22 protein-coding genes are annotated in these 25,988 nt (G+C 70.4%); 15 read left to right on the top strand and 7 right to left on the bottom strand.

The window, feature by feature from the left end:
- Nucleotides 1-115: 115 nt before the first annotated feature.
- Entirely contained in the window at nucleotides 116-634 is a 519-nt protein-coding gene (locus ABZV34_RS19290; protein ID WP_356277659.1) for a DUF4245 domain-containing protein, read from the bottom strand.
- 125 nt (nucleotides 635-759) lie between these two features.
- Here ABZV34_RS19290 and glpX point away from each other — a divergent pair, with 125 nt between their 5' ends.
- Complete coding sequence (glpX, locus tag ABZV34_RS19285; protein WP_356277656.1) at nucleotides 760-1,791, top strand: class II fructose-bisphosphatase; 1,032 nt, start codon at nucleotides 760-762, stop codon at nucleotides 1,789-1,791.
- Between the two features lie 175 nt (nucleotides 1,792-1,966).
- Here the strand turns inward: glpX and ABZV34_RS19280 are convergent, their stop codons facing one another.
- A complete protein-coding gene (locus ABZV34_RS19280) occupies nucleotides 1,967-2,338 on the bottom strand; it encodes a WhiB family transcriptional regulator (RefSeq protein WP_356277653.1) in 372 nt (123 codons plus the stop codon).
- Nucleotides 2,339-2,538: 200 nt separating this feature from the next.
- On the bottom strand, nucleotides 2,539-3,231 hold the full coding sequence (locus ABZV34_RS19275) for a DUF1707 domain-containing protein (protein ID WP_356277650.1): 693 nt from the start codon (nucleotides 3,229-3,231) through the stop codon (nucleotides 2,539-2,541).
- 235 nt (nucleotides 3,232-3,466) lie between these two features.
- Here ABZV34_RS19275 and ABZV34_RS19270 point away from each other — a divergent pair, with 235 nt between their 5' ends.
- The 7 genes from ABZV34_RS19270 to ABZV34_RS19240 all read left to right on the top strand — a co-directional run bounded on the left by ABZV34_RS19270 (nucleotide 3,467) and on the right by ABZV34_RS19240 (nucleotide 13,481).
- Nucleotides 3,467-5,134: a fumarate hydratase gene (locus ABZV34_RS19270; protein ID WP_356277647.1), complete on the top strand. Its 1,668-nt coding sequence runs from the start codon at nucleotides 3,467-3,469 to the stop codon at nucleotides 5,132-5,134.
- 363 nt (nucleotides 5,135-5,497) lie between these two features.
- The gene (locus ABZV34_RS19265; RefSeq protein WP_356277644.1) at nucleotides 5,498-5,971 is read left to right on the top strand and encodes an SH3 domain-containing protein; all 474 of its coding nucleotides are present in this window, start codon (nucleotides 5,498-5,500) and stop codon (nucleotides 5,969-5,971) included.
- Nucleotides 5,972-6,216: 245 nt separating this feature from the next.
- Nucleotides 6,217-7,056 (top strand): DUF2690 domain-containing protein, encoded by an 840-nt coding sequence (locus ABZV34_RS19260; protein ID WP_356277641.1) that lies wholly within the window; start codon nucleotides 6,217-6,219, stop codon nucleotides 7,054-7,056.
- 113 nt (nucleotides 7,057-7,169) lie between these two features.
- On the top strand, nucleotides 7,170-8,573 hold the full coding sequence (locus ABZV34_RS19255) for a class II fumarate hydratase (protein ID WP_356277638.1): 1,404 nt from the start codon (nucleotides 7,170-7,172) through the stop codon (nucleotides 8,571-8,573).
- A gap of 115 nt (nucleotides 8,574-8,688) precedes the next feature.
- A complete protein-coding gene (locus tag ABZV34_RS19250) occupies nucleotides 8,689-9,381 on the top strand; it encodes a DUF402 domain-containing protein (RefSeq protein WP_356277635.1) in 693 nt (230 codons plus the stop codon).
- A gap of 316 nt (nucleotides 9,382-9,697) precedes the next feature.
- On the top strand, nucleotides 9,698-11,848 hold the full coding sequence (locus ABZV34_RS19245; RefSeq protein WP_356277632.1) for a SpoIIE family protein phosphatase: 2,151 nt from the start codon (nucleotides 9,698-9,700) through the stop codon (nucleotides 11,846-11,848).
- 169 nt (nucleotides 11,849-12,017) lie between these two features.
- Nucleotides 12,018-13,481: a catalase gene (locus ABZV34_RS19240; RefSeq protein WP_356277629.1), complete on the top strand. Its 1,464-nt coding sequence runs from the start codon at nucleotides 12,018-12,020 to the stop codon at nucleotides 13,479-13,481.
- A 105-nt stretch (nucleotides 13,482-13,586) separates the two neighbouring features.
- Here the strand turns inward: ABZV34_RS19240 and ABZV34_RS19235 are convergent, their stop codons facing one another.
- Nucleotides 13,587-15,893, bottom strand: coding sequence for a transglycosylase domain-containing protein (locus ABZV34_RS19235; protein ID WP_356277626.1), 2,307 nt, complete (start codon nucleotides 15,891-15,893; stop codon nucleotides 13,587-13,589).
- 315 nt (nucleotides 15,894-16,208) lie between these two features.
- Between ABZV34_RS19235 and ABZV34_RS19230 the strand changes: the two genes are divergently transcribed.
- From ABZV34_RS19230 to ABZV34_RS19210, 5 genes are all read left to right on the top strand, one after another.
- The gene (locus tag ABZV34_RS19230) at nucleotides 16,209-17,180 is read left to right on the top strand and encodes an SPFH domain-containing protein (RefSeq protein ID WP_356277623.1); all 972 of its coding nucleotides are present in this window, start codon (nucleotides 16,209-16,211) and stop codon (nucleotides 17,178-17,180) included.
- Nucleotides 17,177-17,425: a hypothetical protein gene (locus ABZV34_RS19225; protein ID WP_356277620.1), complete on the top strand. Its 249-nt coding sequence runs from the start codon at nucleotides 17,177-17,179 to the stop codon at nucleotides 17,423-17,425. The genes ABZV34_RS19230 and ABZV34_RS19225 overlap by 4 nt, the downstream gene beginning before the upstream one ends.
- A gap of 204 nt (nucleotides 17,426-17,629) precedes the next feature.
- Complete coding sequence (locus ABZV34_RS19220) at nucleotides 17,630-18,157, top strand: PadR family transcriptional regulator (RefSeq protein ID WP_356277617.1); 528 nt, start codon at nucleotides 17,630-17,632, stop codon at nucleotides 18,155-18,157.
- The gene (locus ABZV34_RS19215; RefSeq protein ID WP_356277614.1) at nucleotides 18,154-18,843 is read left to right on the top strand and encodes an ABC transporter ATP-binding protein; all 690 of its coding nucleotides are present in this window, start codon (nucleotides 18,154-18,156) and stop codon (nucleotides 18,841-18,843) included. The genes ABZV34_RS19220 and ABZV34_RS19215 overlap by 4 nt, the downstream gene beginning before the upstream one ends.
- Nucleotides 18,840-21,176: an ABC transporter permease gene (locus tag ABZV34_RS19210; protein WP_356277611.1), complete on the top strand. Its 2,337-nt coding sequence runs from the start codon at nucleotides 18,840-18,842 to the stop codon at nucleotides 21,174-21,176. The genes ABZV34_RS19215 and ABZV34_RS19210 overlap by 4 nt, the downstream gene beginning before the upstream one ends.
- Nucleotides 21,177-21,225: 49 nt before the next feature.
- Here the strand turns inward: ABZV34_RS19210 and ABZV34_RS19205 are convergent, their stop codons facing one another.
- Nucleotides 21,226-22,230, bottom strand: a complete 1,005-nt coding sequence (locus tag ABZV34_RS19205; RefSeq protein ID WP_356277608.1) for a LysR substrate-binding domain-containing protein — start codon at nucleotides 22,228-22,230, stop codon at nucleotides 21,226-21,228.
- Between the two features lie 159 nt (nucleotides 22,231-22,389).
- Here ABZV34_RS19205 and ABZV34_RS19200 point away from each other — a divergent pair, with 159 nt between their 5' ends.
- Entirely contained in the window at nucleotides 22,390-22,944 is a 555-nt protein-coding gene (locus ABZV34_RS19200) for a peroxiredoxin (RefSeq protein WP_356277605.1), read from the top strand.
- Nucleotides 22,945-22,950: 6 nt separating this feature from the next.
- Nucleotides 22,951-23,484 carry an alkyl hydroperoxide reductase gene (locus ABZV34_RS19195; protein WP_168530009.1) on the top strand — a complete coding sequence of 178 codons (534 nt, stop codon included), beginning with the start codon at nucleotides 22,951-22,953 and terminating at the stop codon, nucleotides 23,482-23,484.
- A 153-nt stretch (nucleotides 23,485-23,637) separates the two neighbouring features.
- Here the strand turns inward: ABZV34_RS19195 and ABZV34_RS19190 are convergent, their stop codons facing one another.
- Both ABZV34_RS19190 and ABZV34_RS19185 read right to left on the bottom strand, forming a co-directional pair.
- Nucleotides 23,638-25,089, bottom strand: coding sequence for an AI-2E family transporter (locus tag ABZV34_RS19190; RefSeq protein ID WP_356277602.1), 1,452 nt, complete (start codon nucleotides 25,087-25,089; stop codon nucleotides 23,638-23,640).
- Nucleotides 25,090-25,225: 136 nt separating this feature from the next.
- Nucleotides 25,226-25,942, bottom strand: coding sequence for a transglycosylase SLT domain-containing protein (locus ABZV34_RS19185; protein WP_356277599.1), 717 nt, complete (start codon nucleotides 25,940-25,942; stop codon nucleotides 25,226-25,228).
- Between the last annotated feature and the right edge of the window lie 46 nt (nucleotides 25,943-25,988).

Below are 25,988 nucleotides of genomic sequence, written 5' to 3'. Positions count from 1 at the left end.
GCTACGACGGCGCCGAGTTCGACGCCTGGCACCTGGGTTTCCACGACCCCGAAGGTCAGTACCCGGCAATGACGCCGGAGGCCCTTCTCGTGCGTCCGCGGACGGATACCCGTCCCTAGGACATCTTCAGCGCCCCGGCCAGCTTCGCGAGCTGCGCGAACGACGCCGTCCCGGTCACCACCGTCGTCGACCCCTTGCCCCGCAGCACGAGGGCGTCGTACCTGTCGCCCTCGTACCGCTGCCACGTCCGGTCGCCGATCCGCTCGGTGCCCTTCGTGGCCGCGGCGCCCTGACTGGCCGAGTCGATGAACACGGGCGCGCGCTGAGTGGACTGCTCGATCGCCGCGTACTGACCTTCGGGGTCGTGGAAACCCAGGTGCCAGGCGTCGAACTCGGCGCCGTCGTAGCGCACCGACGTCGCCTTCCACGTCCCGGGCAGCCCCTCGGGGGCCGCCACCGGATACGACGCCGCGCGACGCGCCGTGAGCAGCTCGACACGGTAGTCGACGCGCTTGAGGGGAGGCCCGGAGTCGCCGTGCGGGATGAAGATGTAGATGACGCCCGCCATGATCCCGATCAGGCCCAGGGAGAGAAGCATGTCCCGGACCGTCTGCTTGCCTTTCGTACCTGCCACCCCCCTATCGTCGCAGGTGCCCTGGCCTGCTCATCCGTGGGGCCCCCTGCTCATTTTGTCGGCCTGGCGATAGAGTCGGGGCACACCCTCATCCGGCCGTCGTCGTATCAGAAAGGTGCGCTCCGATGACCGAGCATCATCTGCCGTCAGAACTCGAGGTGCCCTCCGAGGCCCCCGACCGAAATCTCGCCCTGGAACTCGTCCGGGTCACCGAGGCCGCCGCGATGGCCGCGGGCCGCTGGGTCGGCCGCGGCGACAAGATCGGCGCCGACGGCGCCGCCGTACGTGCCATGCGCACCCTCGTCTCCACCGTCTCGATGAACGGCGTCGTCGTCATCGGTGAAGGCGAGAAGGACGAGGCCCCGATGCTCTTCAACGGGGAGCGTGTCGGCGACGGCACCGGCCCCGAGTGCGACATCGCCGTCGACCCGATCGACGGAACCACGCTGACCGCCAAGGGCATGACCAACGCGATCGCCGTACTGGCCGCCGCCGACCGCGGCACCATGTTCGACCCGTCCGCGGTCTTCTACATGGACAAGCTGGTCACCGGCCCGGAGGCCGCCGACTTCGTCGACATCAACGCGCCCGTGTCGGTGAACATCCGCCGGGTCGCCAAGGCCAAGAAGTCCACCCCCGAGGACGTCACGGTCGTCATCCTCGACCGGCCGCGCCACGAAGGGATCATCAAGGAGATCCGCGAGACCGGCGCCCGGATCAAACTGATCTCCGACGGTGACGTCGCGGGCTCGATCCTCGCACTGCGCGAGGGAACGGGCATCGACCTGCTGCTCGGCATCGGCGGTACGCCCGAGGGCATCATCTCGGCCTGCGCCGTGAAGTGCCTGGGCGGCACCATCCAGGGCAAACTGTGGCCCAAGGACGACGAGGAGCGGCAGCGCGCGCTCGACGCGGGCCACGACCTCGACCGTGTGCTGTTCACCGACGACCTGGTCTCCGGCGAGAACGTGTTCTTCGTCGCGACCGGCATCACCGACGGCGAACTGCTGCGCGGGGTGCGCTACCGCGCCGAGGTGGCGACGACCGAATCGATCGTCATGCGCTCCAAGTCCGGCACCGTCCGGCAGATCAGGTCCGAGCACCGGCTGAGCAAGCTGCGGGCGTACAGCGCGATCGACTTCGACCGCGCGAAGTAGCTCCGCGGACCGCGGGACCGCCCGGTCGTCCGTGCCCGTGAGCCACGGAGCACGGGCACGTCCGGAGAGGTGCCCGCGGAGAACGTCCGGAGCGGTACCTGCGGAGACCGGAGCCGTACCTACGGAGAAGGGGCGCCCCCTGTGCGGAGGGGGCGCCCCTTTCCGTGCGTTCCGGCTAGCCGGCCGCCGCTATCGGGCCGCGCGCGGTCTTCTTGAGCTCCAGGTCACGCCGGCGGCGCCGGGCCAGCACCACCCGGCGCTCGGCGGCGGTGAGGCCGCCCCACACTCCGTACGGCTCGGGTTGCAGCAGCGCGTGCTCACGGCACTCGACCATCACGGGACAGCGGGCGCAGACGCGCTTGGCCGCCTCCTCGCGGGACAGCCGGGATGCCGTGGGCTCCTTGGACGGCGCGAAGAACAGGCCGGCCTCGTCCCGCCGGCACACCGCCTCCGTGTGCCATGGGGCTTCCTGATCCCTGTCCCGCACTGGCGCCCGCTGGGCCGGAACGGCAGCTACCTGCAGGGACTGATGCGGCGGTTGCAGCACGGTCTACTCCTGACGACGGCTTCGCGAGCGTGCCGGGCACCGCGGGAAATCCCGCAGCGCCCTCCGAGAGACGATGCAGCAAGGCCTACCCGCTGTGCGCGCGCCTATGCACTGAGTTCCAAGAGCGGAGCCCGTCGTTCACGACGGAGCGCACGCGGCACGGCCCGGCGCGCCCCCCGACGCCGTCGGACGCACGGGCGTCAACGGTCCAGGTGCTTGCGCAGACTCCGGTCCACCCGGTCCATCGCGCGGTCGAGGATGTCCGCCACCAGCTTGCCGCGCTTGGGCCGCGCCTCGACGTTGCCCAGGATCGCCAGGCCCTCGACGTAGATCACGGGCGCGTCGGGGTCGCCCGAATCCAGCGTGTCCGCCTCGAAGTTGCCGAGGACCCCGCCTCCGCTGCTGCGCAGCGACACGTTCTCCGGGACGCGGATCTCCACGTTGCCGAAGACCGAGATCGCCTTGATCGCGACCTGCTGGTACTCGAAGATCGCCTCGCTGAGGTCTATCTCGACGCTGCCGAAGACGGCGTACGCGTGAATACGACGGCCCGCGCGCCAGCGGCCCTTGCGCATCGCGGTGCTGAACACCGCCACCACGTTCTCGTCGGCCTCCGCCGGGATGGCGCCCAGCCGGGGGCGGTTGGGCGCGGTCGCGTACGCGGTCGCCACGCGGCCCGCGTGGGCGGCCGGCAGGTCCCGGACGAACTGGTCGAGCTCACCGACCGTCTTGGTGGCCAGCACCCCTTCCACCCGCTCGGCGTGCTCGTCGGCCGTGAGACGCCCCTCGGCGAGGGCCTCGCGCAGGATGTCGGCGATCCGGTCGCGGTCGGCGTCCGACGCACGCAGTTCGGCGTCGGCGGCACGGGTTTCGGTGCGCTTCTGAAGGTCCACGGGAGCAGCGTACCCAAACGCGATAGATCGCGACTAGGGGTGTGGATAAAGATGTGGACGGCGAACTGAGCCCTACCTCACAAGCTCACTGTCCGCGCCAGGTTCTAGGCTGGTGGACGCCCGCCGACGGAGGCCGGCCTCCGCCGAGTGAGCGTGGTTGGTCGGGCTCCCGGCAAGGGTCTCGGCGCCCGGAGGTGAACCGAGCCCCAAGAAATCAAGTGAGGAATGGGCGAAGATGCCTGAGTTCGCGTACACCGATCTGCTCCCCCAGGGAGAGGACACCACCCCGTACCGGCTGGTGACCTCCGAGGGTGTCTCCACCTTCGAGGCCGACGGGCGGACGTTCCTCAAGGTCGAGCCGGAGGCGCTGCGCAAGCTCGCCACGGAGGCCATCCACGACATCCAGCACTACCTGCGGCCCGCCCACCTGTCCCAGCTGCGCCGGATCATCGACGACCCCGAGGCGTCGGCCAACGACAAGTTCGTCGCCCTGGACCTCCTGAAGAACGCGAACATCGCGGCCGCGGGCGTCCTGCCCATGTGCCAGGACACCGGCACGGCGATCGTCATGGGCAAGCGCGGGCAGAACGTCCTCACCGACGGCGGTGACGAGTCCGCCCTGAGCCGCGGTATCTACGACGCCTACAAGAACCTGAACCTGCGCTACTCGCAGATGGCTCCGCTCACCATGTGGGAGGAGAAGAACACGGGCTCGAACCTGCCGGCGCAGATCGAGCTGTACGCGACCGACGGCGGCGCCTACAAGTTCCTCTTCATGGCCAAGGGCGGCGGCTCCGCGAACAAGAGCTTCCTGTACCAGGAGACGAAGGCCGTCCTCAACGAGTCCTCCATGATGAAGTTCCTGGAGGAGAAGATCCGTTCGCTCGGCACGGCCGCCTGCCCGCCGTACCACCTGGCGATCGTCGTCGGCGGGACGAGCGCCGAGTACGCCCTCAAGACCGCGAAGTACGCCTCCGCGCACTACCTGGACGAGATCCCGGCCGAGGGCTCCGAGCTGGGCCACGGCTTCCGGGACAAGGACCTGGAGCAGAAGGTCTTCGAGCTGACGCAGAGGATCGGCATCGGAGCGCAGTTCGGCGGCAAGTACTTCTGCCACGACGTGCGGGTGGTCCGCCTCCCCCGGCACGGCGCGTCCTGCCCCGTGGCGATCGCGGTGTCGTGCTCCGCCGACCGCCAGGCCGTCGCGAAGATCACCGCCGAGGGCGTCTTCCTCGAGCAGCTGGAGACGGACCCGGCGCGCTTCCTGCCCGAGACGACCGACGAGCACCTCGACGAGTCGGCCGATGTCGTACGGATCGATCTCAACCAGCCGATGGAAGACATCCTCGCCGAGCTGACCAAGTACCCGGTGAAGACCCGTCTCTCGCTCTCCGGCCCGCTGGTCGTGGCCCGTGACATCGCGCACGCCAAGATCAAGGAGCGGCTCGACGCGGGCGAGGAGATGCCGCAGTACCTGAAGGACCACCCGGTGTACTACGCCGGTCCCGCCAAGACGCCCGCGGGCTACGCGTCCGGCTCCTTCGGCCCGACGACGGCCGGCCGCATGGACTCCTACGTGGAGCAGTTCCAGGCGGCGGGCGGTTCCAAGGTGATGCTCGCGAAGGGCAACCGGTCCGCGCAGGTCACCCAGGCGTGCGACGCGCACGGCGGCTTCTACCTCGGCTCGATCGGCGGCCCCGCCGCCCGTCTCGCCCAGGACTGCATCAAGAAGGTCGAGGTCGTCGAGTACGAGGAGCTCGGCATGGAGGCGGTCTGGAAGATCGAGGTCGAGGACTTCCCGGCGTTCGTCGTCGTCGACGACAAGGGCAACGACTTCTTCCAGAATCCGGCCCCCGAGCCGACGTTCACCCACATCCCGGTGCGGGGTCCCGGGATGGCGTAGCGCCTCCGGGGCGGCCGAAGCGCCTTCGGGGTGGCCGGGGAGGAGATCCCCGGCCGCCCCTGCCCGTACCCTCCCGGCGGGCTCCGCCCCTCCGTCCCCGCGGGAGCCGCGCCCTGCCCCCCTGCCGCCCGCCCCCCTGGCCCCTTCTCGTCCCGCCCGGCCTCGCCCTGTGACGCGGGGCGGGACGAGCGGTCGTCCCGGGACGGCCCCGCCGCCTCGTCCGCACGCCTGCTCGATGTCCCATTTCGTCCCAGGAACAGCGGGACGGCATCTTTGCGAGCTTTGCCGTGAACACTCCGCAATGACCGGATCACAGCCTGTGATCCACGGGTCATCTCGGAGGGAAATAGCATGATGAGTCGCATGTTGCGCAACGGTCTCGTGGCCGCGATCGCGGCTGTCGCCGTCTTCCCGGTGACGGCCGTCGCTTCCGCCGGCCCGGCCGCTCACACCCCCGGCCAGGGCTCCGCGCCCGCCCCGGCCGCCACCTCGAGCCGGAACCCGGTACCCGCGCAGGGCAGCGTCCGGCGCCATGTGCCGGCCCGCGCCCGGCACCACGTCACCACCCACGCCCGGTACCGCGTCGTCACCCGCCACCACGCCCGGCACGTATGGGGCCGTGTGACGACCCACCACATGCGGCTGCTCGTCCGCTCCGGGCCGGGCACGGCCTACCGGATCGTCGGCTCGCGTCCGGACGGACGGCCTGTGGTCATCTCCTGCGAGAAGCGGGGGTCCGCCGTCCGGGGCAACCACCGCTGGTACCGCCTGGCCCACCACCGCGGGTACGTGTCCGCGCACTACGTCCGCACCGGCGGCGCCGTCCGCTGGTGCTGACGGGCGCGCCGGCACCCGGCTCCTGAGTTCCGGCCCCTCCTGACGGGGTGGGGGTCCACCCCGTCAGGAGGTCCTACGAGTCGATCAGCCGACCACCCGACCACCCCACCGGTGCCGGAACCGCGGGTCAACTTCCCCTCATCATCCGGTTCGCATTCGGGCGACCCTGGTGTGCGCGGGCGCACGGAGAGGGAACGGATCAGGCGGCCACCCCGGCACGACGAGGGAGCGAGATGGAGAGCCACGTGACGGTCAAGAGACAGCCGCTGCCCGACGCGCCGGACGTCGCCGAACGACCCGACGAGGAACATCTCCTGCTGGAGCGGCTGCGCGGCCTCAGGCAGCGGACGGGGCTGAGCCTGGCCGCGCTGGCCGCCGTCACCCCGTTCAGCAAGTCGACCTGGCACCGGTATCTGAACGGCGACCAGTTCCCGCCGCGCTCGGCGGTCGAGTCCCTCGGCCGGCTCGCGCAGACCGATCCCGGTCCCCTTCTCTCCCTGTGGGACACCGTGTCCAGGAGTCGGTGCGGGGCGGTCGGCCTGCCCGCGCAGGCCCCGCCCCCACGGGTTCCGTCCGCACAGGGCCCGGCCCCGGACGCGCCGGTTCGGGGCCGGCGCGTCCGGCCGCCGAACCGGGCCGTCATCGCCCTCGCGGCGGTGGCGGCCGTCACGATGGCGGTCACCGCGGGCGCCGCCGAGGTCCTCGACACCGACCTCGTCCCGGCGCCCGCCGCGGCCGCCTCCTGCCGCGGTCACGGCTGCCAGGGACAGATCCCGACCTCCGAGACCTGCGGCCATGACGCGCGTACGGAGAGCAGGGTCGCGCGCGCGGGGGAGGTCGTCCTGCTGCGTTTCTCCGCGTCGTGCGCGACGGTCTGGGCCGAGGTCCGCACCCGCACCGGCGGTGCGCGGGAGATCTCGGTCCGGGCGGGGCGGGACGAACTGTCCGCCGCCTACCCGGGCGACCCGGCGGACGGCTACAGCAGTCCGATGCTGGCCGCGGCGAGCCCGCGCGGCGCGGAGGCCTGTGCCGAGGTGGCCGGGCGGTCCGCGTGCACCGCTCCCCTCGGCCCCGCGCGACGGTGACTCCCGCCGGGAACGGGAACCCGGAGCACACAGGCAACGCGGGGAACACGCCACCGGACGTCCGGGAACACGTGACCGGTCCGCGACGCTGTCCCCACTGGAGGTGACCGGCAATGGCCGATGAACAGGCAGCAGCCCCGTACCGGACCGAGCACGACTCGATGGGTGAGGTCAGGGTGCCCGCGGACGCGAAGTGGCGGGCCCAGACCCAGCGGGCCGTGGAGAACTTCCCCGTCTCGGGGCAGCGGCTCGAACGCGCGCACATCGAGGCGCTCGCACGGATCAAGGGGGCGGCCGCCAAGGTCAACGCCCGGCTCGGGGTGCTCGACAAGGACGTGGCCGAGGCGGTCCAGGAAGCCGCGGCCGAGGTCGCCGAGGGGCGCTGGGACGCGCACTTCCCGGTGGACGTCTTCCAGACGGGCTCCGGCACGTCCTCGAACATGAACACCAACGAGGTCATCGCCACGCTCGCCACCGAGCGGCTCGGCCGCGACGTCCACCCCAACGACCATGTCAACGCCTCGCAGTCGTCGAACGACGTCTTCCCGTCCTCGATCCACATCGCCGCCACCGCCGCGGTGACCCGGGACCTCGTCCCGGCGCTCGACCACCTCGCCACCGCCCTGGAGCGCAAGGCGACGGAGTTCGCCGACGTCGTGAAGTCGGGGCGCACCCACCTCATGGACGCCACCCCCGTCACACTCGGACAGGAGTTCGGTGGCTACGCGGCCCAGGTGCGCTACGGGATCGAACGGCTGAACGCCTCGCTGCCCCGGCTGGCCGAACTGCCGCTGGGCGGGACGGCTGTGGGCACGGGGATCAACACGCCTCCCGGGTTCTCCGCCGCCGTGATCGCGGAGGTGGCACGGGACACCGGTCTGCCGCTCACCGAGGCCCGCGACCACTTCGAGGCACAGGGCGCTCGGGACGGGATCGTCGAGACGAGCGGACAGCTGCGGACCATCGCGGTCGGGCTGACGAAGATCGCCAACGACCTGCGCTGGATGGCGTCCGGACCGCGGACCGGCCTGGCCGAGATCAGCCTCCCCGACCTGCAGCCGGGTTCCTCGATCATGCCGGGCAAGGTCAATCCCGTCATTCCCGAGGCCGTGCTGATGGTCGCGGCCCAGGTGATGGGCAACGACGCGACGGTCGCGGTCGCCGGGGCCGCCGGCAACTTCGAGCTCAACGTGATGCTCCCGGTCATCGCGAAGAACGTCCTGGAGTCCGTCCGGCTGCTCACGAGCGTCTCCCGGCTGCTCGCCGACCGCACCGTCGACGGGATCGTCGCGCACCGCGAACGGGCCCGTGAGTACGCCGAGTCGTCGCCTTCCGTCGTGACACCGCTCAACAAGTACATCGGGTACGAGGAGGCCGCCAAGGTGGCCAAGAAGGCACTGGCGGAGCGCAGGACCATCCGCCAGGTCGTCCTCGACTCCGGGTACGTGGAGCGGGGCGACCTCACTCTGGAACAGCTGGACGAGGCGCTGGATGTCCTGCGGATGACGCATCCGTAACGCCGCCTCCGCACCGGCGAACACCGGATGACACCTCCGTTACGTCATGCCCGCCATGGCGCGAACCATGACGCGCACCGCAGCGTCGTATGCCTGGGGCACCTAATATCTGTTCATGGCAGAGGGCGGAGCGGTGAGACGAGTGACAACGGGTGGGTCGACGGCGTACTGGGCCCCCGGCAGTCACATCCTGTGGCGGTACCGGGAGAACGCCGGCGAGCGCGTCCACATCTGCCGCCCCGTGACCGTCGTACGGGACGACGCGGAACTGCTCGCGGTGTGGATGGCGCCCGGCACGGAGTGCGTCAAGCCCGTGCTCGCCGACGGCACCCCGGTGCACGGAGAACCGCTGGAGTCGCGCTACACCAAGGCCCGTTCGGTGTGCCGGGACCGCTGGTTCGGCACCGGGGTGCTGAAGCTGGCGCGGCCCGGCGAGCCCTGGTCGGTGTGGCTGTTCTGGGAACCGGGGTGGCGTTTCAAGAACTGGTACGTGAACCTGGAGGCCCCGCTGGCCCGTTGGGAGGGCGGCGTCGACTCCGAGGACCACTTCCTGGACATCTCCGTACACCCGGACCACAGTTGGTCCTGGCTCGACGAGGACGAGTTCGCACAGGCGCAGCGGGCCGGGCTGATGGACACCCGACTGGCCACGCAGGTGAGGGAGGCGGGACTGCGCGCGGTGGAGGTGATCAGCGCCTGGGGCGTGCCGTTCGCGGACGGCTGGCAGCACTGGCGCCCGGATCCGTCGTGGCCGGTTCCCGCTCTGCCCGATGACTGGGACCGTACGCCCGCGCACGTGTCCTCATGAGACCCTTGATGCGCCCCCGTGGTACAACCGTAGGATCGTCCTCCGCAAGGGCGCACAGCAGCAACTACCGCGGCATGCGCTGGGCTTGACCATACGTCACCGAGGGGCGGCAGGACGTGAGCGAGGGGTACGAAGGCCACGGCGGTACGGTCGGCGGACGGCCCGAAGGGTCGCGCGGACCCGCTGGGGCGACGGCGTTCCCGTCGGCACATGCCGGGCGCGGCTCGCACGACGCGCAGATTCCGTTCCTGGGACACACATTCCGGGTATCGGGGCTGCGGGACGAACTGCACGCACGGCGCGCAGCCCCGGACGGATGGATTCGACACGCGTGACGGAGCACCCCACCTCGCACGAGCGCCGCCAGAGCGGCGCCGGCCGGCCTTCCACCCCCGCGGATCCCCGCGGGGCGCTCCTGCACACCCCGGAGGCGCTGCGCGCTCCGGGCGCCCTCCCCGCGCAGCCCGCCCGCACGGGTGACGCCTCGGCCGGTCCGGGTGCGCCCCACGGCCAGCACGGGACGCCGGGCACCCAGGCTTCCGCGAGCACCGACGCGCCCTCGCCCTCCGGCACCGGCGCGCCGACACCGCCCGCCTCCCCGGGCCCCGAGCACTCGCAGCCGTCGGCCTCGGAGCCCGATCCGCACCGCCCGCGCCCCGCGCCCGAGGGCATTCCGGCCCAGCCGGTCGACAAGGACCGGGCGCCCGGGAGCGGCGGCAAGGAACGGCGTACCGGGCAGGGGCTGCCGCACGCGGGCCCGATGCCGATGCGGCGCGACGGGGACCGGCTGCGTTTCGTGGGCGCGGCGACCCGGCGCATCGCGCGCGGCATCGACCTCGACGAGATCGTGATGGGTCTGTGCCGGGCCACCGTGCCGACCTTCTCGGACGCGATCCTCGTCTATCTGCGCGATCCCCTGCCGGTCGGCGACGAGCGGCCCACCGGGCCCCTCGTGCTGCGGCTGCGGCGCACCGACCGGATCCCGGAGGAGCGCGACACCGAGAACGGTTTCCTGCCCGCGCTGCGGCCCGAGCCCAGCGAGCTGTCGGCGATGACGGCCGAGCTGTGCGAGGTGCGTCCCGGTGGCGCCCTCGCGGAGGTGCTGCGCGGGGTACGGCCCGTCTTCGCGGACGCGCCCGCCGCCCGGGCCGCGCTGCCCGAGCTGCTGGGCGACGAGCTGGCGGTGCCCAGCGGCCAGCGCGCGATCCTGGCTCCGCTGCGGGGGCGGCGCCGGGTGATCGGGGCCGCGCTCTTCGTGCGCCGTCCCGAGCGGATGGCCTTCGAGCCCGACGACCTGCTCGTCGCGGCCCAGCTCGCCACGCACAGCGCGCTCGGCATCGACAAGGCGGTGCTGTACGGCCGCGAGGCCTACATCGCCGACGAGCTGCAGCGCACCATGTTGCCCGAGACCCTGCCGCGGCCCACGGGCGTACGGCTCGCGTCCCGCTATCTGCCGGCCGCGGAGACCGCGCGTGTCGGCGGCGACTGGTACGACGCGATCCCGCTGCCGGGCAGCCGGGTCGCCCTGGTCGTCGGGGACGTCATGGGCCACTCGATGACCTCGGCCGCGATCATGGGCCAGTTGCGGACGACCGCGCAGACGCTCGCCGGACTCGACCTGCCGCCGCAGGAGGTGCTGCACCACCTGGACGAACAGGCGCAGCGGCTGGGCACCGACCGCATGGCGACCTGCCTGTACGCCGTCTACGACCCGGTCGCGCACCGGATCACCATCGCCAACGCGGGCCATCCGCCACCGGTCCTGCTGCACCTGGGCGGCCGGGCCGAGGTGCTGCGGGTCCCGCCGGGTGCCCCCATCGGGGTAGGAGGGGTGGACTTCGAGGCGGTCGAGCTGGACGCGCCCGCCGGGGCCACTCTGCTGCTCTACACGGACGGCCTCGTCGAGTCCCGGCTCAGGGACGTCTGGACCGGCATAGAACAGTTGCGCGAGAAGCTCGCCGCCACCGCGCAACTGACCGGACCCGACCATCCGCCGCCCCTCGAAGCCCTGTGCGACGAGGTGCTCGACATGCTCGGTCCGGGTGACCGGGACGACGACATCGCGCTGCTCGCGGCCCGCTTCGACGGGATCGCGCCGAGCGACGTGGCGTACTGGTACCTGGAGCCGGAGGACGCGGCTCCCGGACGGGCCCGGCGCCTGGCCCGCCGCGCGCTGTCGCGCTGGGGCATGGAGGACATGAGCGACTCCGTCGAGCTGCTGGTCAGCGAGGTCGTGACCAACGCCGTGCGCTACGCGTCACGCCCCGTGACGCTGCGGCTGCTGCGGACGGACGTGCTGCGCTGCGAGGTCGGCGACGACGTGCCCCAGCTCCCGCGGCTGCGGCAGGCGCGCGCCACGGACGAGGGCGGTCGCGGCCTCTATCTGGTCAACAAACTGGCCAAACGGTGGGGTGCGACCCGGCTGAGCACCGGAAAGGTGGTCTGGTTCGAGTTGAACCGGGACTGACGGGGTACTCGCCGGGTCCCACCCCCGGGGCGGCCCCGTCGCCGTACAGGTTCCGGAACCGGACCAGAGCTGGACCCTGTCCAGATGTTGCCGACATCCCGTCGGCGGAGTTGACTGCTGGGGTGGACGAAGCGATCTGAACACCCTCTTCTTCGACGGGAGGACGCTCGTGACGCAGACACCCCAGAAGGTTCCGTACACCACGGACAACGTCGGAATTCCGGTGGAGAGCGACGAACACTCGCTGACCGTCGGCCCCGACGGCCCGATTCTGCTCCAGGACCACTACCTCATCGAGAAGATGGCCCAGTTCAACCGGGAGCGGGTCCCCGAGCGTGTGGTGCACGCCAAGGGCAGTGGCGCCTACGGATTCTTCGAAGTCACCAATGATGTCAGCCAGTTCACCAAGGCCGACCTGTTCCAGCCGGGCAAACGTACCGAGATGCTGGCCCGGTTCTCCACCGTCGCCGGCGAGCAGGGTTCGCCCGACACCTGGCGCGACCCCCGCGGTTTCGCGCTGAAGTTCTACACCGAGCACGGCAACTACGACATGGTGGGCAACAACACGCCGGTCTTCTTCGTCCGTGACACGATCAAGTTCCAGGACTTCATCCGCTCGCAGAAGCGCAGCCCCGTGACCGGACTGCGCGACAACGACATGCAGTGGGACTTCTGGACCCTCTCCCCCGAGTCCGCGCACCAGGTGACGTGGCTGATGGGCGACCGGGGCATCCCGAAGACCTACCGCCACATGAACGGGTACAGCTCGCACACCTACATGTGGATCAACGGTGCCGGTGAGCGGTTCTGGGTCAAGTACCACTTCAAGACCGACCAGGGCATCGAGTACCTCACCCAGTCCGAGGCCGACGCGCTGGCCGGGTCGGACGCGGACAAGCACCGCCGGGACCTGTTCGAGTCGATCAAGGGCGGGAACGCGCCGACCTGGAGCCTGAAGGTCCAGATCATGCCGTTCGAGGACGCCGCGGACTACCGCTTCAACCCCTTCGACCTGACCAAGGTCTGGCCGCACGCGGACTACCCGCTGATCGACGTCGGCCGGATGACCCTGGACAGGAACCCGGAGGACTTCTTCATCCACATCGAGCAGGCCGCCTTCGAGCCGTCCAACCTGGTGCCGGGCATCGGTCCCTCGCCGGACAAGATGCTGCTGGGCCGGCTGTTCTCGTACCCGGACACCCACCGGTACCGGATCGGCCCGAACTACACGCAGCTGCCGCCGAACCGGCCGCACTCCCCGGTGAACTCGTACGCCAAGGACGGGCCGATGCGCTACGAGCCGTCGAACGCGGCCCGGCCGTACGCCCCCAACTCCTACGGCGGGCCCGCGGCCGACCTGTCCCGCTTCGGTGACCCGGCGAGCTGGCAGACCGCCGGTGAGCTGGTGCGCGAGGCGTACAAGCTGCACCGCGAGGACGACGACTGGGGCCAGGCGGGCACGATGGTCCGCCAGGTCCTCGACGCCGCGGCCCGCGACCGTCTCGTGTCGAACGTCAGCGGCCACCTGAAGGCCGGCGTGTCCCGCCCGGTCCTGGACCGCGCGCTGCAGTACTGGCGCAACGTCGACAAGGAGATCGGCGACCGCATCGCCAAGGAGGTCAACGGCGGCTGACCGGCATCCGCGCCTCGGCCGCGTGCCCCGTCCCGCCCCGTACCGACACGAGAGGGGCACCCGGTGTCTTCACCGGGTGCCCCTCCCGCACGTCCCGCTCCCGCCCTACTGCTGCTGCTGCTGGCCGTCCGGCTCGAACGGGCCCGTCGTGTCACTGCCGGTCGGGGTCTGGCTCGGGGTGAGCGGCGGTGTCGTCGTCGGGGCGGTCGGGGACTCGGGCGTCTCGGGTGGCGGGCTGGTGGTCGTCGGTGGCCGGGTCGTCGGCTTCTGGGTGGTCGGAGTCTCCGAGGGCGTCTCGCTGGGCGTCTGGCTCGGCGTGTCGCTCGGGGTCGGCTCCATCGCCGCGCCCTGGGTGGTGTTCAGGTCGAAGGCGGTGACCCCGCCCATCGCGTTGAAGGTGTACGCGGCCCAGATCTGGGCGGGGAAGCCACCGCCGTTGACACGGCCGCCGCCCGCGGCGCCCCTCAGCGACACCTGGGCGCCCTGCTTGACCGTCTTGCCGCTCGAGTCCTTGCGGTCCTTGGGCGCCTCTCCGAAGAGGCCGACCGAGGTGACCAGGTTGGGCGTGTAGCCGGTGAACCAGGCCGACTTGTTGTTGTCGGACGTACCCGTCTTGCCCGCGACCTGCTGACCGTTGCGGTCGGACGCCTGCGCCACCGACACCTGGGCCGTTCCGTCGTTGACCACGCCGGTGAGTACCGAGGTGACCGTGTCGGCCGCCTCGGAGCTGATGACCTGGTCGCCGACCGGCTTCGGGAACGTGACCGGACGGTCCTTGTGCTCGGCGGAGGCCACGACGGCCGGGGTGACCTTGCGTCCGTGGTTGTCGAGGGTCGCGTAGGCCCCCGCCATCTCCAGCGGACTCGCGCCCATGGAGCCGAGCGTCTGCGCGGGCACCGGCTGCAGCTTCTCCGTGTGCATCCCGAGATCGCCCGCGACCTTGAGGACCTTGTCCATGCCGACGTCGACGCCCATCTGCGCGAAGACGGAGTTGATGGACTTGTTCATCGCCGTCTGGACGGTGACGGGCCCGTAGTTCTGGTCGTCCTCGTTGGGCGGCGCGAATCCGATGGCGCTGCCCTTGACGGCGCGACCGCTCGTGCCGTCGTACCTCGTGTTCGCCGTGATGTCCTGGCCGTCCTGCGTCTTGGCCTGCTGCTCCAGGGCCGCCGCGAAGATGAGCGGCTTGAAGGTGGACGCGGGCTGGTAGTCCTGGCGGGTCGCGTTGTTGACGTAGTGCTTGAAGTAGTCCACGCCGCCGTACATCGCGACGACCTTGCCCGTCTTGGGGTCGACGGACGCGGCGCCGGCCTCGACGTCACCGTCGACCCGCCGCTTCTTCCCGTCCAGCTTGCCGCTCAGCTTCGTCTTGACGGCGACTTCCAGCTGAGTCTGCTTCTTCTTGTCGATGTTGAGCTTGATCGTCCAGCCACCGGCGTCGACGATCGCCTTGGCGTCCTCGTAGTTCGCGGCGGAGCCCTGCGCGACGAGCCGGTTGGCCAGCGCGCTGTTCGCCGCGTCCACGAGGTAGCCGGTCTGGCCCTGCATGCCGGGGACGCCCTTGGGGTCCTGCGGCAGCGGGAACTTCATGGCCTGCCGCTTGGCCGCGTCCAGCCACCCCTCCTCGACCATGTTGTCGAGGGTGTAGTTCCAGCGGGCCGTGACCAGTCGCTTGCCCGTGTCGGTGGCGACGCCCCAGTCGTACTGGCTCGGGGCCTGGAGCAGCGAGGCGAGATAGGCGCCCTGCTCGACCGTGAGGCCGCTCGCGTCCTTGCCGTAGTACGCCTGCGCCGCGGCCTGGATGCCGTACGAGTTACGGCCGTAGTAACTGGTGTTGATGTAACCCGCGAGGACGTCGTCCTTGCTCTGCTGCCGGTCCACCTTCAGCGAGATGACCAGTTCCTTCAGCTTGCGCGTGACGGTCTGGTCCTGGGTCAGGTAGTAGTTCTTGACGTACTGCTGGGTGATCGTCGAGCCACCCTGCTTGCCCTTGCCCGACAGGGTGTTCAGCAGACCGCGGGCCGTGCCCCGCAGGTCGACGCCGGAGTCCTTGTAGAAGGACTTGTTCTCGGCGGCGACGAAGGTCAGCTGGACGGGCTTGGGCACCTTGTCCAGGCCCACGATCTCGCGGTTGACCTTGCCGGTACGGGCCAGGGTCGAACCGTCGCTGTACTTGTAGATGTTGCTCTGCTGCTGCGCCGCCGCGTTGCCCTGGGGTATGGACACGACCATGTAGAGCACGAGGAAGGCGCCCATGCCGAGCAGGCAGAAGCCCAGGAACGTGCCGAGGATCGTCTTCCAGTTCAGGAACCTGCGTATGCCGCTGCGGCGGGGCTTGGTCCCGGAGGAGCCCCCGGTCGCGGCGCGACGGCCACCGCGCTGCCGCGCTCGTCTCTCGTCCGCTCGTCCCATGGCTCCGTCCGCTCCGCTTCGGTCTCGGGTCGCGCTCTCTTGTACGCGTGTCCTGCCGGGTTCACTCACGCGTCCGGTGCCGCGTTCGCATCAGTGCCGCACACAGGTTCGCCGCTGAGGTCAGCTCAGCAAACTAACACCACGCGCTGGGACAAAGTCGCGCCGATCGGCACCTCGACGGACGTGACAATCAGCACGCAATGCGCATCAGCCCCACCAGAACCGACGTACGAAAGGAGTGGAAGGTTGTCCTGCGGGGTAAAGTGATATCACCCAGCTAAAAATAAGCTATGCCATACAAGACGGGGGCTCACCATGTCCGCGCACGACTCCGCGCACGATTCCGGCCACGGCTCCACCGCCGGCCCCACGCCCGTCGCCGACGTGCCGGCGATACCCGCCCCACGGGTGCGGGAGTTCGCCGCGCACAGCATCGGCGGCGGGCTCGCGCTGCTGCTCGGACTGGTCGGACTGCTGCTCGGGGCCGCGCTGATCGTGAGTGCCACGACGGTCACCGCGGCCGGGAGCGAGGCCGCGCTGATCGTCGCCGGCATCCTGGTCGGCATCGCCTCGTTCCTCGCGATGTGCGGGCTGAACACGGTGGCACCGGGCGAGGCCCGGGTCGTCCAGCTCTTCGGGCGGTACCGGGGCACGATCCGTCAGGACGGCCTGCGCTGGGTGAACCCCTTCACCTCCCGCGCGAAGATCTCGACCCGGGTACGCAACCACGAGACCGCGGTCCTCAAGGTCAACGACGCCTACGGCAATCCGATCGAGCTCGCGGCGGTCGTGGTCTGGCGGGTCGAGGACACCGCGCGCGCCAGCTTCGAGGTCGACGACTTCCTGGAGTTCGTCGCCACCCAGACCGAGGCGGCCGTCCGGCACATCGCGATCGAGTACCCCTACGACGCCCACGACGAGGAGGGACTCTCGCTGCGCGGCAACGCCGAGGAGATCACCGAGAAGCTCGCCGTCGAACTGCGCGCGCGGGTGGACGCCGCCGGCGTCTCCATCATCGAGTCGCGGTTCACGCACCTCGCGTACGCTCCCGAGATCGCCTCCGCGATGCTCCAGCGCCAGCAGGCGGGGGCGGTCGTGGCGGCACGGCGGCAGATCGTCGAAGGGGCGGTCGGGATGGTCGAGGCGGCGATCACCCGGATCACCGAGCGGGACCTCGTCGAGCTGGACCCGGAGCGGAAGGCGGCGATGGTGTCGAACCTGATGGTGGTGCTGTGCGGTGACCGGGCGCCGCAGCCGGTCCTGAACGCGGGGTCCCTGTACCAGTGACGGAGCCATCCGGTGGGGCCGGGCCCCGGCGGCCGCAGCAGCAGCGCAAGCAGGTGCTGCTGCGGCTGGATCCGCTCGTGTACGAAGCGCTGGCCCGCTGGGCGGGTGACGAACTGCGTTCCGCCAACGCGCAGATCGAGTTCCTGCTGCGCAGGGCGCTGTCCGAGGCGGGGCGTCTGCCCGGCGGGGCGGGGCCGATCCCGCGTCGGGGGCGGCCGCCCGCCCCCGACCAGCCTGACCCGTAGCTGCTCCCCCGCTCTCCGCTCTCCGCTCTCCGCCCCCTGGACCGTCCAGGCCGAACAGGGGTCTGGGGGCGGAGGCGCCAGGGCGAGGGAACCCGGTGACAGAACCGTGACAATGACCCCTGACCTGGGCACCATCGCTCCCCGCCACGATCTATGCGCAGCATGTATACGCACGGTGTATACCCCGTGTGTAGAGTGCTCCGCATGTCCATCGGTCACACCCTCCTGGGACTCCTGGAGTCCGGACCCCGCCACGGCTACGACCTCAAGCGGGCCTTCGACGAGAAGTTCGGTCACGACCGGCCGCTGCACTACGGCCAGGTCTACTCGACGATGTCGCGACTGCTGAAGAACGGCCTCGTGGAGGTCGACGGGATAGAGACGGGCGGCGGACCCGAACGTAAGCGGTACGCGATCACCGACGCCGGTATCACCGACGTACAGCAGTGGCTCGCGACGCCCGAGAAGCCCGAGCCGTACCTCCAGTCGACCCTCTACACCAAGATCGTCCTGGCCCTCCTCACCGGCCGCGACGCGGCCGACATCCTCGACTCGCAGCGCTCGGAACACCTGCGCATGATGCGCATCCTGACCGACCGCAAGCGCCGGGGCGACCTCGCCGACCAGCTGATCTGCGACCACGCACTCTTCCACCTCGAGGCCGATCTGCGGTGGCTGGAACTCACCGCCGCCCGCCTCGACAAACTCCGAGAGGCGGTGACGACCCGATGACCCCTCCCCCCGGCTCCCTGCTGACCGCGTCGGACCTCCGTAAGAGCTACGGCCCCACCACCGCCCTGGACGGCGCCGAGTTCTCGATCCACCCGGGTGAGGTGGTCGCCGTGATGGGCCCCTCCGGCTCCGGCAAGTCCACCCTGCTGCACTGCCTCGCCGGCATCGTGCCGCCCGACTCCGGCTCGATCATGTACGCCGGAAGCGAGATGGCCACCATGAACGACGCGCAGCGCAGCGCCCTGCGCCGCAGCGAGTTCGGCTTCGTCTTCCAGTTCGGCCAGCTCGTACCCGAACTGACCTGCGTCGAGAACGTCGCCCTGCCGCTGCGCCTGAACGGCACCGGCCGCAAGGAAGCCGAACGCACCGCCCTGACCTGGATGGAACGCCTGGAGGTCGACGACCTCAGGTCCAAGCGGCCCGGCGAGGTCTCCGGCGGCCAGGGCCAGCGCGTGGCCGTGGCCCGTTCCCTGGTCACCAGTCCGCGCGTGCTGTTCGCGGACGAGCCGACCGGCGCGCTCGACTCGCTCAACGGCGAGCGCGTGATGGAACTGCTCACCGAGGCCGCCCGCTCCACCAACGCCGCCGTCGTCCTGGTCACGCACGAGGCGCGGGTGGCCGCCTACTCGGACCGCGAGATCGTCGTACGCGACGGCAAGTCCCGTGACATGGAGCGCGTCATATGAACGTGCGCCAGTGGTCCAGAGACCTCGCCATGGGGGCCAGGTTCGCCTTCACCGGCGGGCGTGAGGGCTGGATGCGCGCGGTCCTCACGGCCGTCGGGGTCGGGCTCGGCGTGGCACTGCTCCTGCTCACCACGGCGATACCGAGTGCGCTCCAGGCACGCAGCGACCGCGAGAAGGCCCGTACGGACATCACGTTCACCGGTGTGGGCATCCCCAAGGCGTCCGACCGGACGCTGGTCGTCGCGGCCGTCGACGACACCTACCGCGACAAGGACATCCGTGGCCGCGAGGTGCAACCCGAGGGGTCCCGGGCGCCGCTGCCGCCGGGAGTGAGGAAGAACCCGGCACCGGGAGAGATGGTGGTGTCCCCCGCGCTGGCGGACCTGCTGAAGTCCGGCGACGGGAAACTGCTGCGCGAGCGGCTGCCGTACCGCACCGTCGGAACCATCGGGGAGTCCGGTCTCGTCGGCGCGAACGAACTCTCCTTCTACGCGGGCGCCGACGACCTCGCCCCGAGGATCGACGGCTCCCGGGTGACCCGTATCGAGCACTTCGGGCAGCCCCTCGGACCGCCCGACCGCCTTGACCCGGTACTCGTCCTGCTGATCATCGTCGTCTTCGTGGTGCTGCTGCTGCCGGTCGGTGTCTTCATCGCCGCGGCCGTACGCTTCGGCGGCGAGCGGCGCGACCGGCGGCTCGCGGCACTGCGCCTGGTCGGCTCCGACAGCCGGATGACCCGGCGGATCGCCGCGGGCGAGGCCCTCGCGGGCGCCGTCCTCGGGCTCGCCTTCGGCGCGGTGTTCTTCCTGCTGGCCCGCCAACTGGCGGGATCCGTGGAGATCTTCGGCAAGAGCGTGTTCCCGAGCTATCTGAACCCCACGCCCGCACTGGCCGTCCTGGTCGCCGTCGCGGTGCCCGCGGCCGCGGTCCTCGTCACCCTGCTCGCGCTGCGCGGGGTCGTCATCGAGCCGCTCGGCGTGGTGCGTGCGGCCAAACCCGCACGGCGTCGGCTGTGGTGGCGGCTGCTGTTGCCCATCGGCGGACTCGCGATGCTCTACCCGATGATCGGCAAGGGCGACACCAGCGGGAACTTCAACCAGTACCTGGTGATCGGCGGCGTCCTGCTGCTCCTGATCGGCGTCACGGCGTTGCTGCCCTGGATCGTCGAAGCGGTGGTCTCCCGGCTCGGCTCCGGCTCGGTGTCCTGGCAACTCGCGATCCGCAGGCTCCAGTTGAGCACCGGAACGGCGGCCCGCATGGTCAACGGCATCGCGGTCGCCGTCGCCGGCGCCATCGCCCTGCAAATGCTGTTCGCCGGGGTCGAGGGCGACTACACCAAGACCTCGTCGCACGACGTCCAACGGGCTCAGATGCAGGTCCGCCTGCCGTACGACGTCCCGCTCGACCAGGCCCGCGAACAGTTCGCCCGGACCGAGGGCGTACGACAGGTCGCCGCGATCGGTTCCGGTTCGCTGGGTGACAAGAAGCGGAATCCGGAAGCGTCCACCTCCATGACCGTCGGCAACTGCGCGTCGCTGCGCGAGGTGGCCACGCTGCCGACATGCCGTGACGGCGACGTCTTCCTGATCAAGGGCCCCGACGCCGACACGGAAGCGCTGGAGCTCGGCAGACCCGGCCGAACCCTCTACATCGACCCCGCCTACGACGCGGGCACGATAAGCAGGCAGGTCGCCTGGACCGTGCCCCGGGCCATCAAGGAAGCCGGGGTCCGCGCGGACGCGACGAACGGCCTGTCCGGCGGCATCCTGTTCACTCCGAGCGCGCTGCCCGCTCGGGGCGCGGAGGCGGTCGAGGGTGACGTCTACCTGCAGATCGACCAGTCGGCCCCGGGCGTCTACGACCTCGTTCGCAACACCACGGCGAAGCTCAGCCCGCTGGCCCACGCCTGGACCTGGGCGTCGACGGAGGAGGACAACCGCTACACGTCCATCCGCACCGGCCTGTCCGTCGGCGCCACCTGCGTCCTGTTCCTGATCGGCGCGAGCCTGCTGATCTCCCAGCTGGAACAGCTGCGCGAGCGCAAGAAACTGCTCTCCGTGCTGGTCGCCTTCGGCACCCGGCGCCGCACACTGAGCCTGTCGGTGCTGTGGCAGACCGCGATCCCGATCGCGCTGGGTCTCGTGCTCGCGTCGGTGGTCGGCCTGACCCTGGGCGCGGTCCTGCAGAAGATGACGAGCGTCTCGGTGCGCGTGGACTGGTCGAGTCTGCTGTCGATGACCGGCATCGGCGCGGGAGTCGTCCTGCTGGTGACCGCGCTCAGCCTGCCGCCGCTGCTGCGTCTCATGAGACCGGACGGCCTCCGGACGGAATAGCCGTACGGAACGGTCCCCGCCCTGTCCGGGCGGGGACCGTTCCGTCGGTTCAGGCGCCCTGGCCCCACACCCTCACCGGCAGCGGTCGCAGCGCCTCGCGCAGGGCCGCCGCCAGTTCCTCGTACTCCGCCCCCCGCGCCGCCCCCGCGCGCATCACCAGCGCGATCCGCCGGGTCGGCGCCGGGTCCGCGAAGTACCCGGTGAGGAGCTGGTCGCTGCGGGTGGTCTCGACCCTGACGGCCGTGCGCGGCAGCAGGGTCACGCCGAGCCCGCCGGCGACGAGCTGGACCAGGGTGGACAGCCCCGCGGCGGTGGTGGTGACGGGGGCGTCCGCGCGCCCCGCCTCCCGGCAGATGTCGAGGGCCTGGTCCCGCAGGCAGTGCCCCTCGTCGAGCAGCAGCAGGTTGAGCTCGCGCAGGGCGTCGCGCGCGATCCCCTGCCGTCCGCCCAGCTCGTGGCCCAGCGGCGTCACGAGCACGAAGTCCTCGTCGAAGAGCGGGAGTTCGACGACTCCGGGCATGCCGAGCGGCACGGCGAGAAGCAGCAGATCGAGCCGCCCGACCGCCAGCCCGTCCAGCAGACTGGCCGTCTGCTCCTCGTGGACCTGGAGGTCGAGGTCCGGGTATCGGTCGTGGACCAGCCTGAGAACCGTGGGCAGGAGGTAGGGCGCGACGGTCGGGATGACGCCCAGCCGCAGGGCCCCGGTGAAGGGGGCCCGGACGGCTTCGGCCTCTTCCATGAGCGCGCCGACCTCCTCCAGGACGGACTTGGCGCGTACGGCGAGACGCTCGCCCGCGGGAGAGAGCAGCACCTTGCGGGTCGTACGCTCCAGCAGGGTCACCCCGAGCGTCTCCTCCAGGGCGGAGACCGAGCCCGAGAGCGCGGGCTGGCTCATGCCGATCGCGGCGGCGGCGTCCCGGAAGTGCAGGTGCTCGGCCACGGCGGCGAAGGCGCGCAGTTGGGCGAGGGTGGGCTGACGGCGCCCGTTCCCCTTGGGAGTCCCGGGAACTCCGGTGGCTTTGTTGCTCGCTCTGCCACCGACAGGGCTCACCATGGCGGCCGCCTCTCACTCATCGTCACTGATAGTCGCATCCGATCAACACGACCGAGTGTATCAATTTCACTAATCAATGCAGCTTGTGCCACGATCGGCATCGTCCGACCCAAGGGAAAAGTCCTCAAAAGGGGCGTTCCCTCGCTGCAAGGAGAGCGCGTGCTCACTGTTGGTGACAAGTTCCCCCCGTTCGATCTGACCGCCTGCGTCTCGCTGGAGAAGGGTGAGGAGTTCCGGCAGATCGACCACAAGACCTACGAGGGTCAGTGGAAGGTCATCTTCGCGTGGCCCAAGGACTTCACCTTCGTGTGCCCGACCGAGATCGCCGCCTTCGGCAAGCTGAACGGCGAGTTCGCCGACCGTGACGCCCAGGTGCTCGGCTTCTCCGGCGACTCCGAGTTCGTGCACCACGCCTGGCGCAAGGACCACGACGACCTGCGTGACCTGCCCTTCCCGATGATGGCCGACTCGAAGCACGAGCTCATGCGGGACCTCGGCATCGAGGGTGAGGACGGCTTCGCCAAGCGTGCCGTGTTCATCGTCGACCAGAACAACGAGATCCAGTTCTCCATGGTGACCGCCGGCTCCGTCGGCCGTAACCCCAAGGAGGTCCTGCGGGTCCTGGACGCCCTCCAGACGGACGAGCTGTGCCCGTGCAACTGGACCCAGGGCGAGAACACCCTCGACCCGGTGGCGCTCCTGGCGGGTGAGTGACCCTCCATGTCCCTCGATGAGCTGAAGTCCGCCGTACCGGACTACGCGAAGGACCTGCGCCTCAACCTGGGTTCGGTCATCGGCAACTCCGAGCTTCCGCAGCAGCAGCTGTGGGGGACGGTGCTGGCGTGCGCGATCGCGTCCCGTTCGCCGCGGGTGCTCCGTGAGCTGGAGCCGGAGGCGAAGGCGAACCTGTCGCCGGAGGCGTACACGGCCGCCAAGTCGGCCGCCGCGGTCATGGCGATGAACAACGTCTTCTACCGCACGCGGCATCTGCTGTCGGACCCCGAGTACGGGACCCTGCGGGCCGGGCTGCGGATGAACGTCATCGGCAACCCCGGTGTGGAGAAAGTCGACTTCGAACTGTGGTCGCTGGCCGTCTCCGCGGTCAACGGGTGCGGGCAGTGTCTCGACTCGCACGAGCAGGTGCTCCGCAAGGCGGGCGTCGGCCGGGAGACGATTCAGGAGGCGTTCAAGATCGCTGCGGTGATTCAGGCGGTCGGGACGACGCTGGACGCCGAGGCGGTCCTCGCGCAGTAGTACCCCCGGGAGGCCCCGTTCACCACATCGGCGAACGGGGCCTCCCGCATGCGTTCCTCGCCCCGTCGCGAGCGACCCGGCCCATCCTGTCCGTGGGGGCTGCCGCCCCCGGGGATGGGCCGGGCAGGGGCGGCGGGGACGAAGGAATCGGGGTCAGAGAGGTGGGCGGGACGAGGGGAGTTCCGATGCCGTGGCACCACGCGGCTCCGGCGCGTGCCTCTGCCCCGGCTCCCGCGCATACGACCGCAGATACCCGACCACCGTGTTGGTGACCGCCACCAGCGGCACCGCCACCACGGCCCCGCCGATCCCCGCGACCAGCCCACCCGCGGCGACGGACAGCACCACCGCCAGCGGATGCACCCGCACCGCCCGCCCGAGAATGAACGGCTGCAGGATGTGGCCCTCGATCTGCTGCACGGCGAGCACCACGAGCAGTGTCATCAGCGCGGTGAACACCCCCTGCGTCACGACCGCGACCACGACCGCCAGCGCCCCGGACACCACCGCGCCGACCAGCGGGATGAACGCGAAGAGGAAGATGAAGACGGCCAGCGGAACGGCCATCGGCACATCGAGGAAGTAGATTCCGAGGCCGATGAAGATGGCGTCGATCAGAGCGACTATCACCGTGCCGCGCACATACGCCGTCAGGGTCCGCCACGCACGTGGCCCCGCTCCCGCCACCCCGGGCCGCGCCGCCGCCGGCACCAGCTTCAGCGTCCACTCCCAGATCCGCTTGCCGTCGTACAGCAGGAACAGCGTCGAGAACATCGTGAGGAGGATGCCGGTCAGCGCCTCCACGATGACCGTGACCCCTTCGAGCCCCGCCGACGTGATCTGGTCGGTGTTCGCGCCGATCGCGTCCCGCAGGTTCTTGGCGATCTCGTTGATCTGCTTGTCCGTCACATGGAACGGGCTGTTGAGGAGCCACTTGCGCAACTCGTCGATGCCGTCCTGGATCTGGTCCGAGAGGTTGTCGATGTTCTCCTGGACCTGCCAGACCACGAACCAGCCGACCAGCCCCATGATGACGAAGCCGAGGATCGCGGTCAGGGCGGTGGCGAGCCCTCTCGGGAACCCGATCCCCTTCAGGCGCGCCACCGTCGGCTGGAGCAGCGCGGTGATGAGCAGCGCGGCGACGAAGGCGAGGACGACCAGTTGTACGGCGCTGATGACACGCATCAGCACCCACAGGGTGCCCGCGAGGACGAGCAGCCGCCAGCCGGCCTCGGCCGCGACCCGTACGCCCCATGGCACGGCCATCGAGGGATCGGGACGCGTCACTCCCTCGTACACCTGGGTGACGGGAGTGGAGGTGGGTACGGGCACCGCGTGCCCGGACCCGGGAGCCGGCAGGCCGGCGGAGTCCGGTGCGGGCGTCCGCGCGCGGTCCGGGTCGTCCCCGTAGGCGTGGCCGTCCGGCCGCCCGGCCGCGCCGGCGGAGTCCTCCGTGTCCCGTGCGGCCCGGGTGCCGAAGAAGCCGTCGGTGTCGAGCGCGCCCGAGGACTCTTTCTCCACCTCGGCGCGGCGTTCGTCCAACCGTTCCCCGAGCTCGGTCAGTCCGGCGCCGAGCCGGCCGAGCCACCCTGGCACTCGCGACATGATCGGTCCTCTTCCCCCGCTCCGCCCCACCACTCCCCCCTGGAGTCGTCGGCTCCGACCGTACATGGCCGAAGCCCCTCACCCTAGGACGGGGAGGGGCTTCGGAAGGTTGAGCGGCCGGGGGACGGCGTGAGGCTCAGTACCAGTGGTTGGCCTGCCAGAACGACCAGGCCTCGCACGGGCTGCCGTAGCGGCTGTCCATGTAGTTGAGGCCCCACTTGATCTGGGTGGCCGGGTTCGTCTGCCAGTCGGAACCGACGGACGACATCTTGGAGCCGGGCAGGGCCTGGAAGAGACCGTAGGCACCGGAAGAGGCGTTGACCGCCCGGTAGTTCCAGCTGGACTCGTGGTCCACGATGTTGCTGAAGCACTGGAACTGCCCGCTCGGGACCATCGACGACGCCATCGCCTGGATCTGCGCGGTGGTGTACGAGGCCTGAACCGAGAAGGTGGAGGCGTCACGCGTCGCGGAGCGGCTGGCCGCCTCCGAGGCGGCCTTGCGCTCCTTGGCTGCCTTCTCGGCCTTTTCGGCAGCCTTCTGCTTGGCGACCGCGTCCTTGGCCGCCTGCAAACGGGCGGCCTCCTCCGCGTCCTTCTTGGCGCTCGCGTCCGCGGCGATGGCCTGTGCGTCGGCCTGCTGCGTCAGGGACGCGGTCTGCACCTGGGCCTGCTGACCCGTAGGTATGTCCGCGAGGAGGGTCGAGTCGCTCGCCGTTGCCTCGGCGTCGTTCGACGGCTGTCCAGTGCTGCCCGAGGCAACACCGGTAACGGCACCGACGGCGGTGACCGCGGTGGCCGAAGCCACTGCGAATCCCCGGACCGAAATCCGGCTCACACGGTTTCCTTCCAGCATCGCCCGCTTAGGTGACCCTCGCGGACGCAATCTTGCCCTTGGCGCT

This window comes from Streptomyces sp. NPDC005195 (assembly GCF_040608315.1).
Lineage (GTDB): Bacteria > Actinomycetota > Actinomycetes > Streptomycetales > Streptomycetaceae > Streptomyces > Streptomyces kaempferi.
Note: the sequence above shows the minus strand (reverse complement) of the source record. Positions and strands in the feature narration are given on the sequence as shown.

Excerpts from the sequence above, each read along its gene's own strand:
- ABZV34_RS19215 (WP_356277614.1), top strand. The coding sequence starts at position 18,154 with ATGACCCCTCCCCCCGGCTCCCTGCTGACCGCGTCGGACCTCCGTAAG.
- glpX (WP_356277656.1), top strand. The coding sequence starts at position 760 with ATGACCGAGCATCATCTGCCGTCAGAACTCGAGGTGCCCTCCGAGGCC.
- ABZV34_RS19185 (WP_356277599.1), bottom strand. The coding sequence starts at position 25,942 with ATGCTGGAAGGAAACCGTGTGAGCCGGATTTCGGTCCGGGGATTCGCA.
- ABZV34_RS19190 (WP_356277602.1), bottom strand. The coding sequence starts at position 25,089 with ATGTCGCGAGTGCCAGGGTGGCTCGGCCGGCTCGGCGCCGGACTGACC.
- ABZV34_RS19255 (WP_356277638.1), top strand. The coding sequence starts at position 7,170 with ATGGCCGATGAACAGGCAGCAGCCCCGTACCGGACCGAGCACGACTCG.
- ABZV34_RS19230 (WP_356277623.1), top strand. The coding sequence starts at position 16,209 with ATGTCCGCGCACGACTCCGCGCACGATTCCGGCCACGGCTCCACCGCC.
- ABZV34_RS19270 (WP_356277647.1), top strand. The coding sequence starts at position 3,467 with ATGCCTGAGTTCGCGTACACCGATCTGCTCCCCCAGGGAGAGGACACC.
- ABZV34_RS19235 (WP_356277626.1), bottom strand. The coding sequence starts at position 15,893 with ATGGGACGAGCGGACGAGAGACGAGCGCGGCAGCGCGGTGGCCGTCGC.
- ABZV34_RS19195 (WP_168530009.1), top strand. The coding sequence starts at position 22,951 with ATGTCCCTCGATGAGCTGAAGTCCGCCGTACCGGACTACGCGAAGGAC.
- ABZV34_RS19205 (WP_356277608.1), bottom strand. The coding sequence starts at position 22,230 with ATGGTGAGCCCTGTCGGTGGCAGAGCGAGCAACAAAGCCACCGGAGTT.
- ABZV34_RS19220 (WP_356277617.1), top strand. The coding sequence starts at position 17,630 with ATGTCCATCGGTCACACCCTCCTGGGACTCCTGGAGTCCGGACCCCGC.
- ABZV34_RS19250 (WP_356277635.1), top strand. The coding sequence starts at position 8,689 with ATGGCAGAGGGCGGAGCGGTGAGACGAGTGACAACGGGTGGGTCGACG.
- ABZV34_RS19265 (WP_356277644.1), top strand. The coding sequence starts at position 5,498 with ATGTTGCGCAACGGTCTCGTGGCCGCGATCGCGGCTGTCGCCGTCTTC.
- ABZV34_RS19210 (WP_356277611.1), top strand. The coding sequence starts at position 18,840 with ATGAACGTGCGCCAGTGGTCCAGAGACCTCGCCATGGGGGCCAGGTTC.
- ABZV34_RS19245 (WP_356277632.1), top strand. The coding sequence starts at position 9,698 with ATGGATTCGACACGCGTGACGGAGCACCCCACCTCGCACGAGCGCCGC.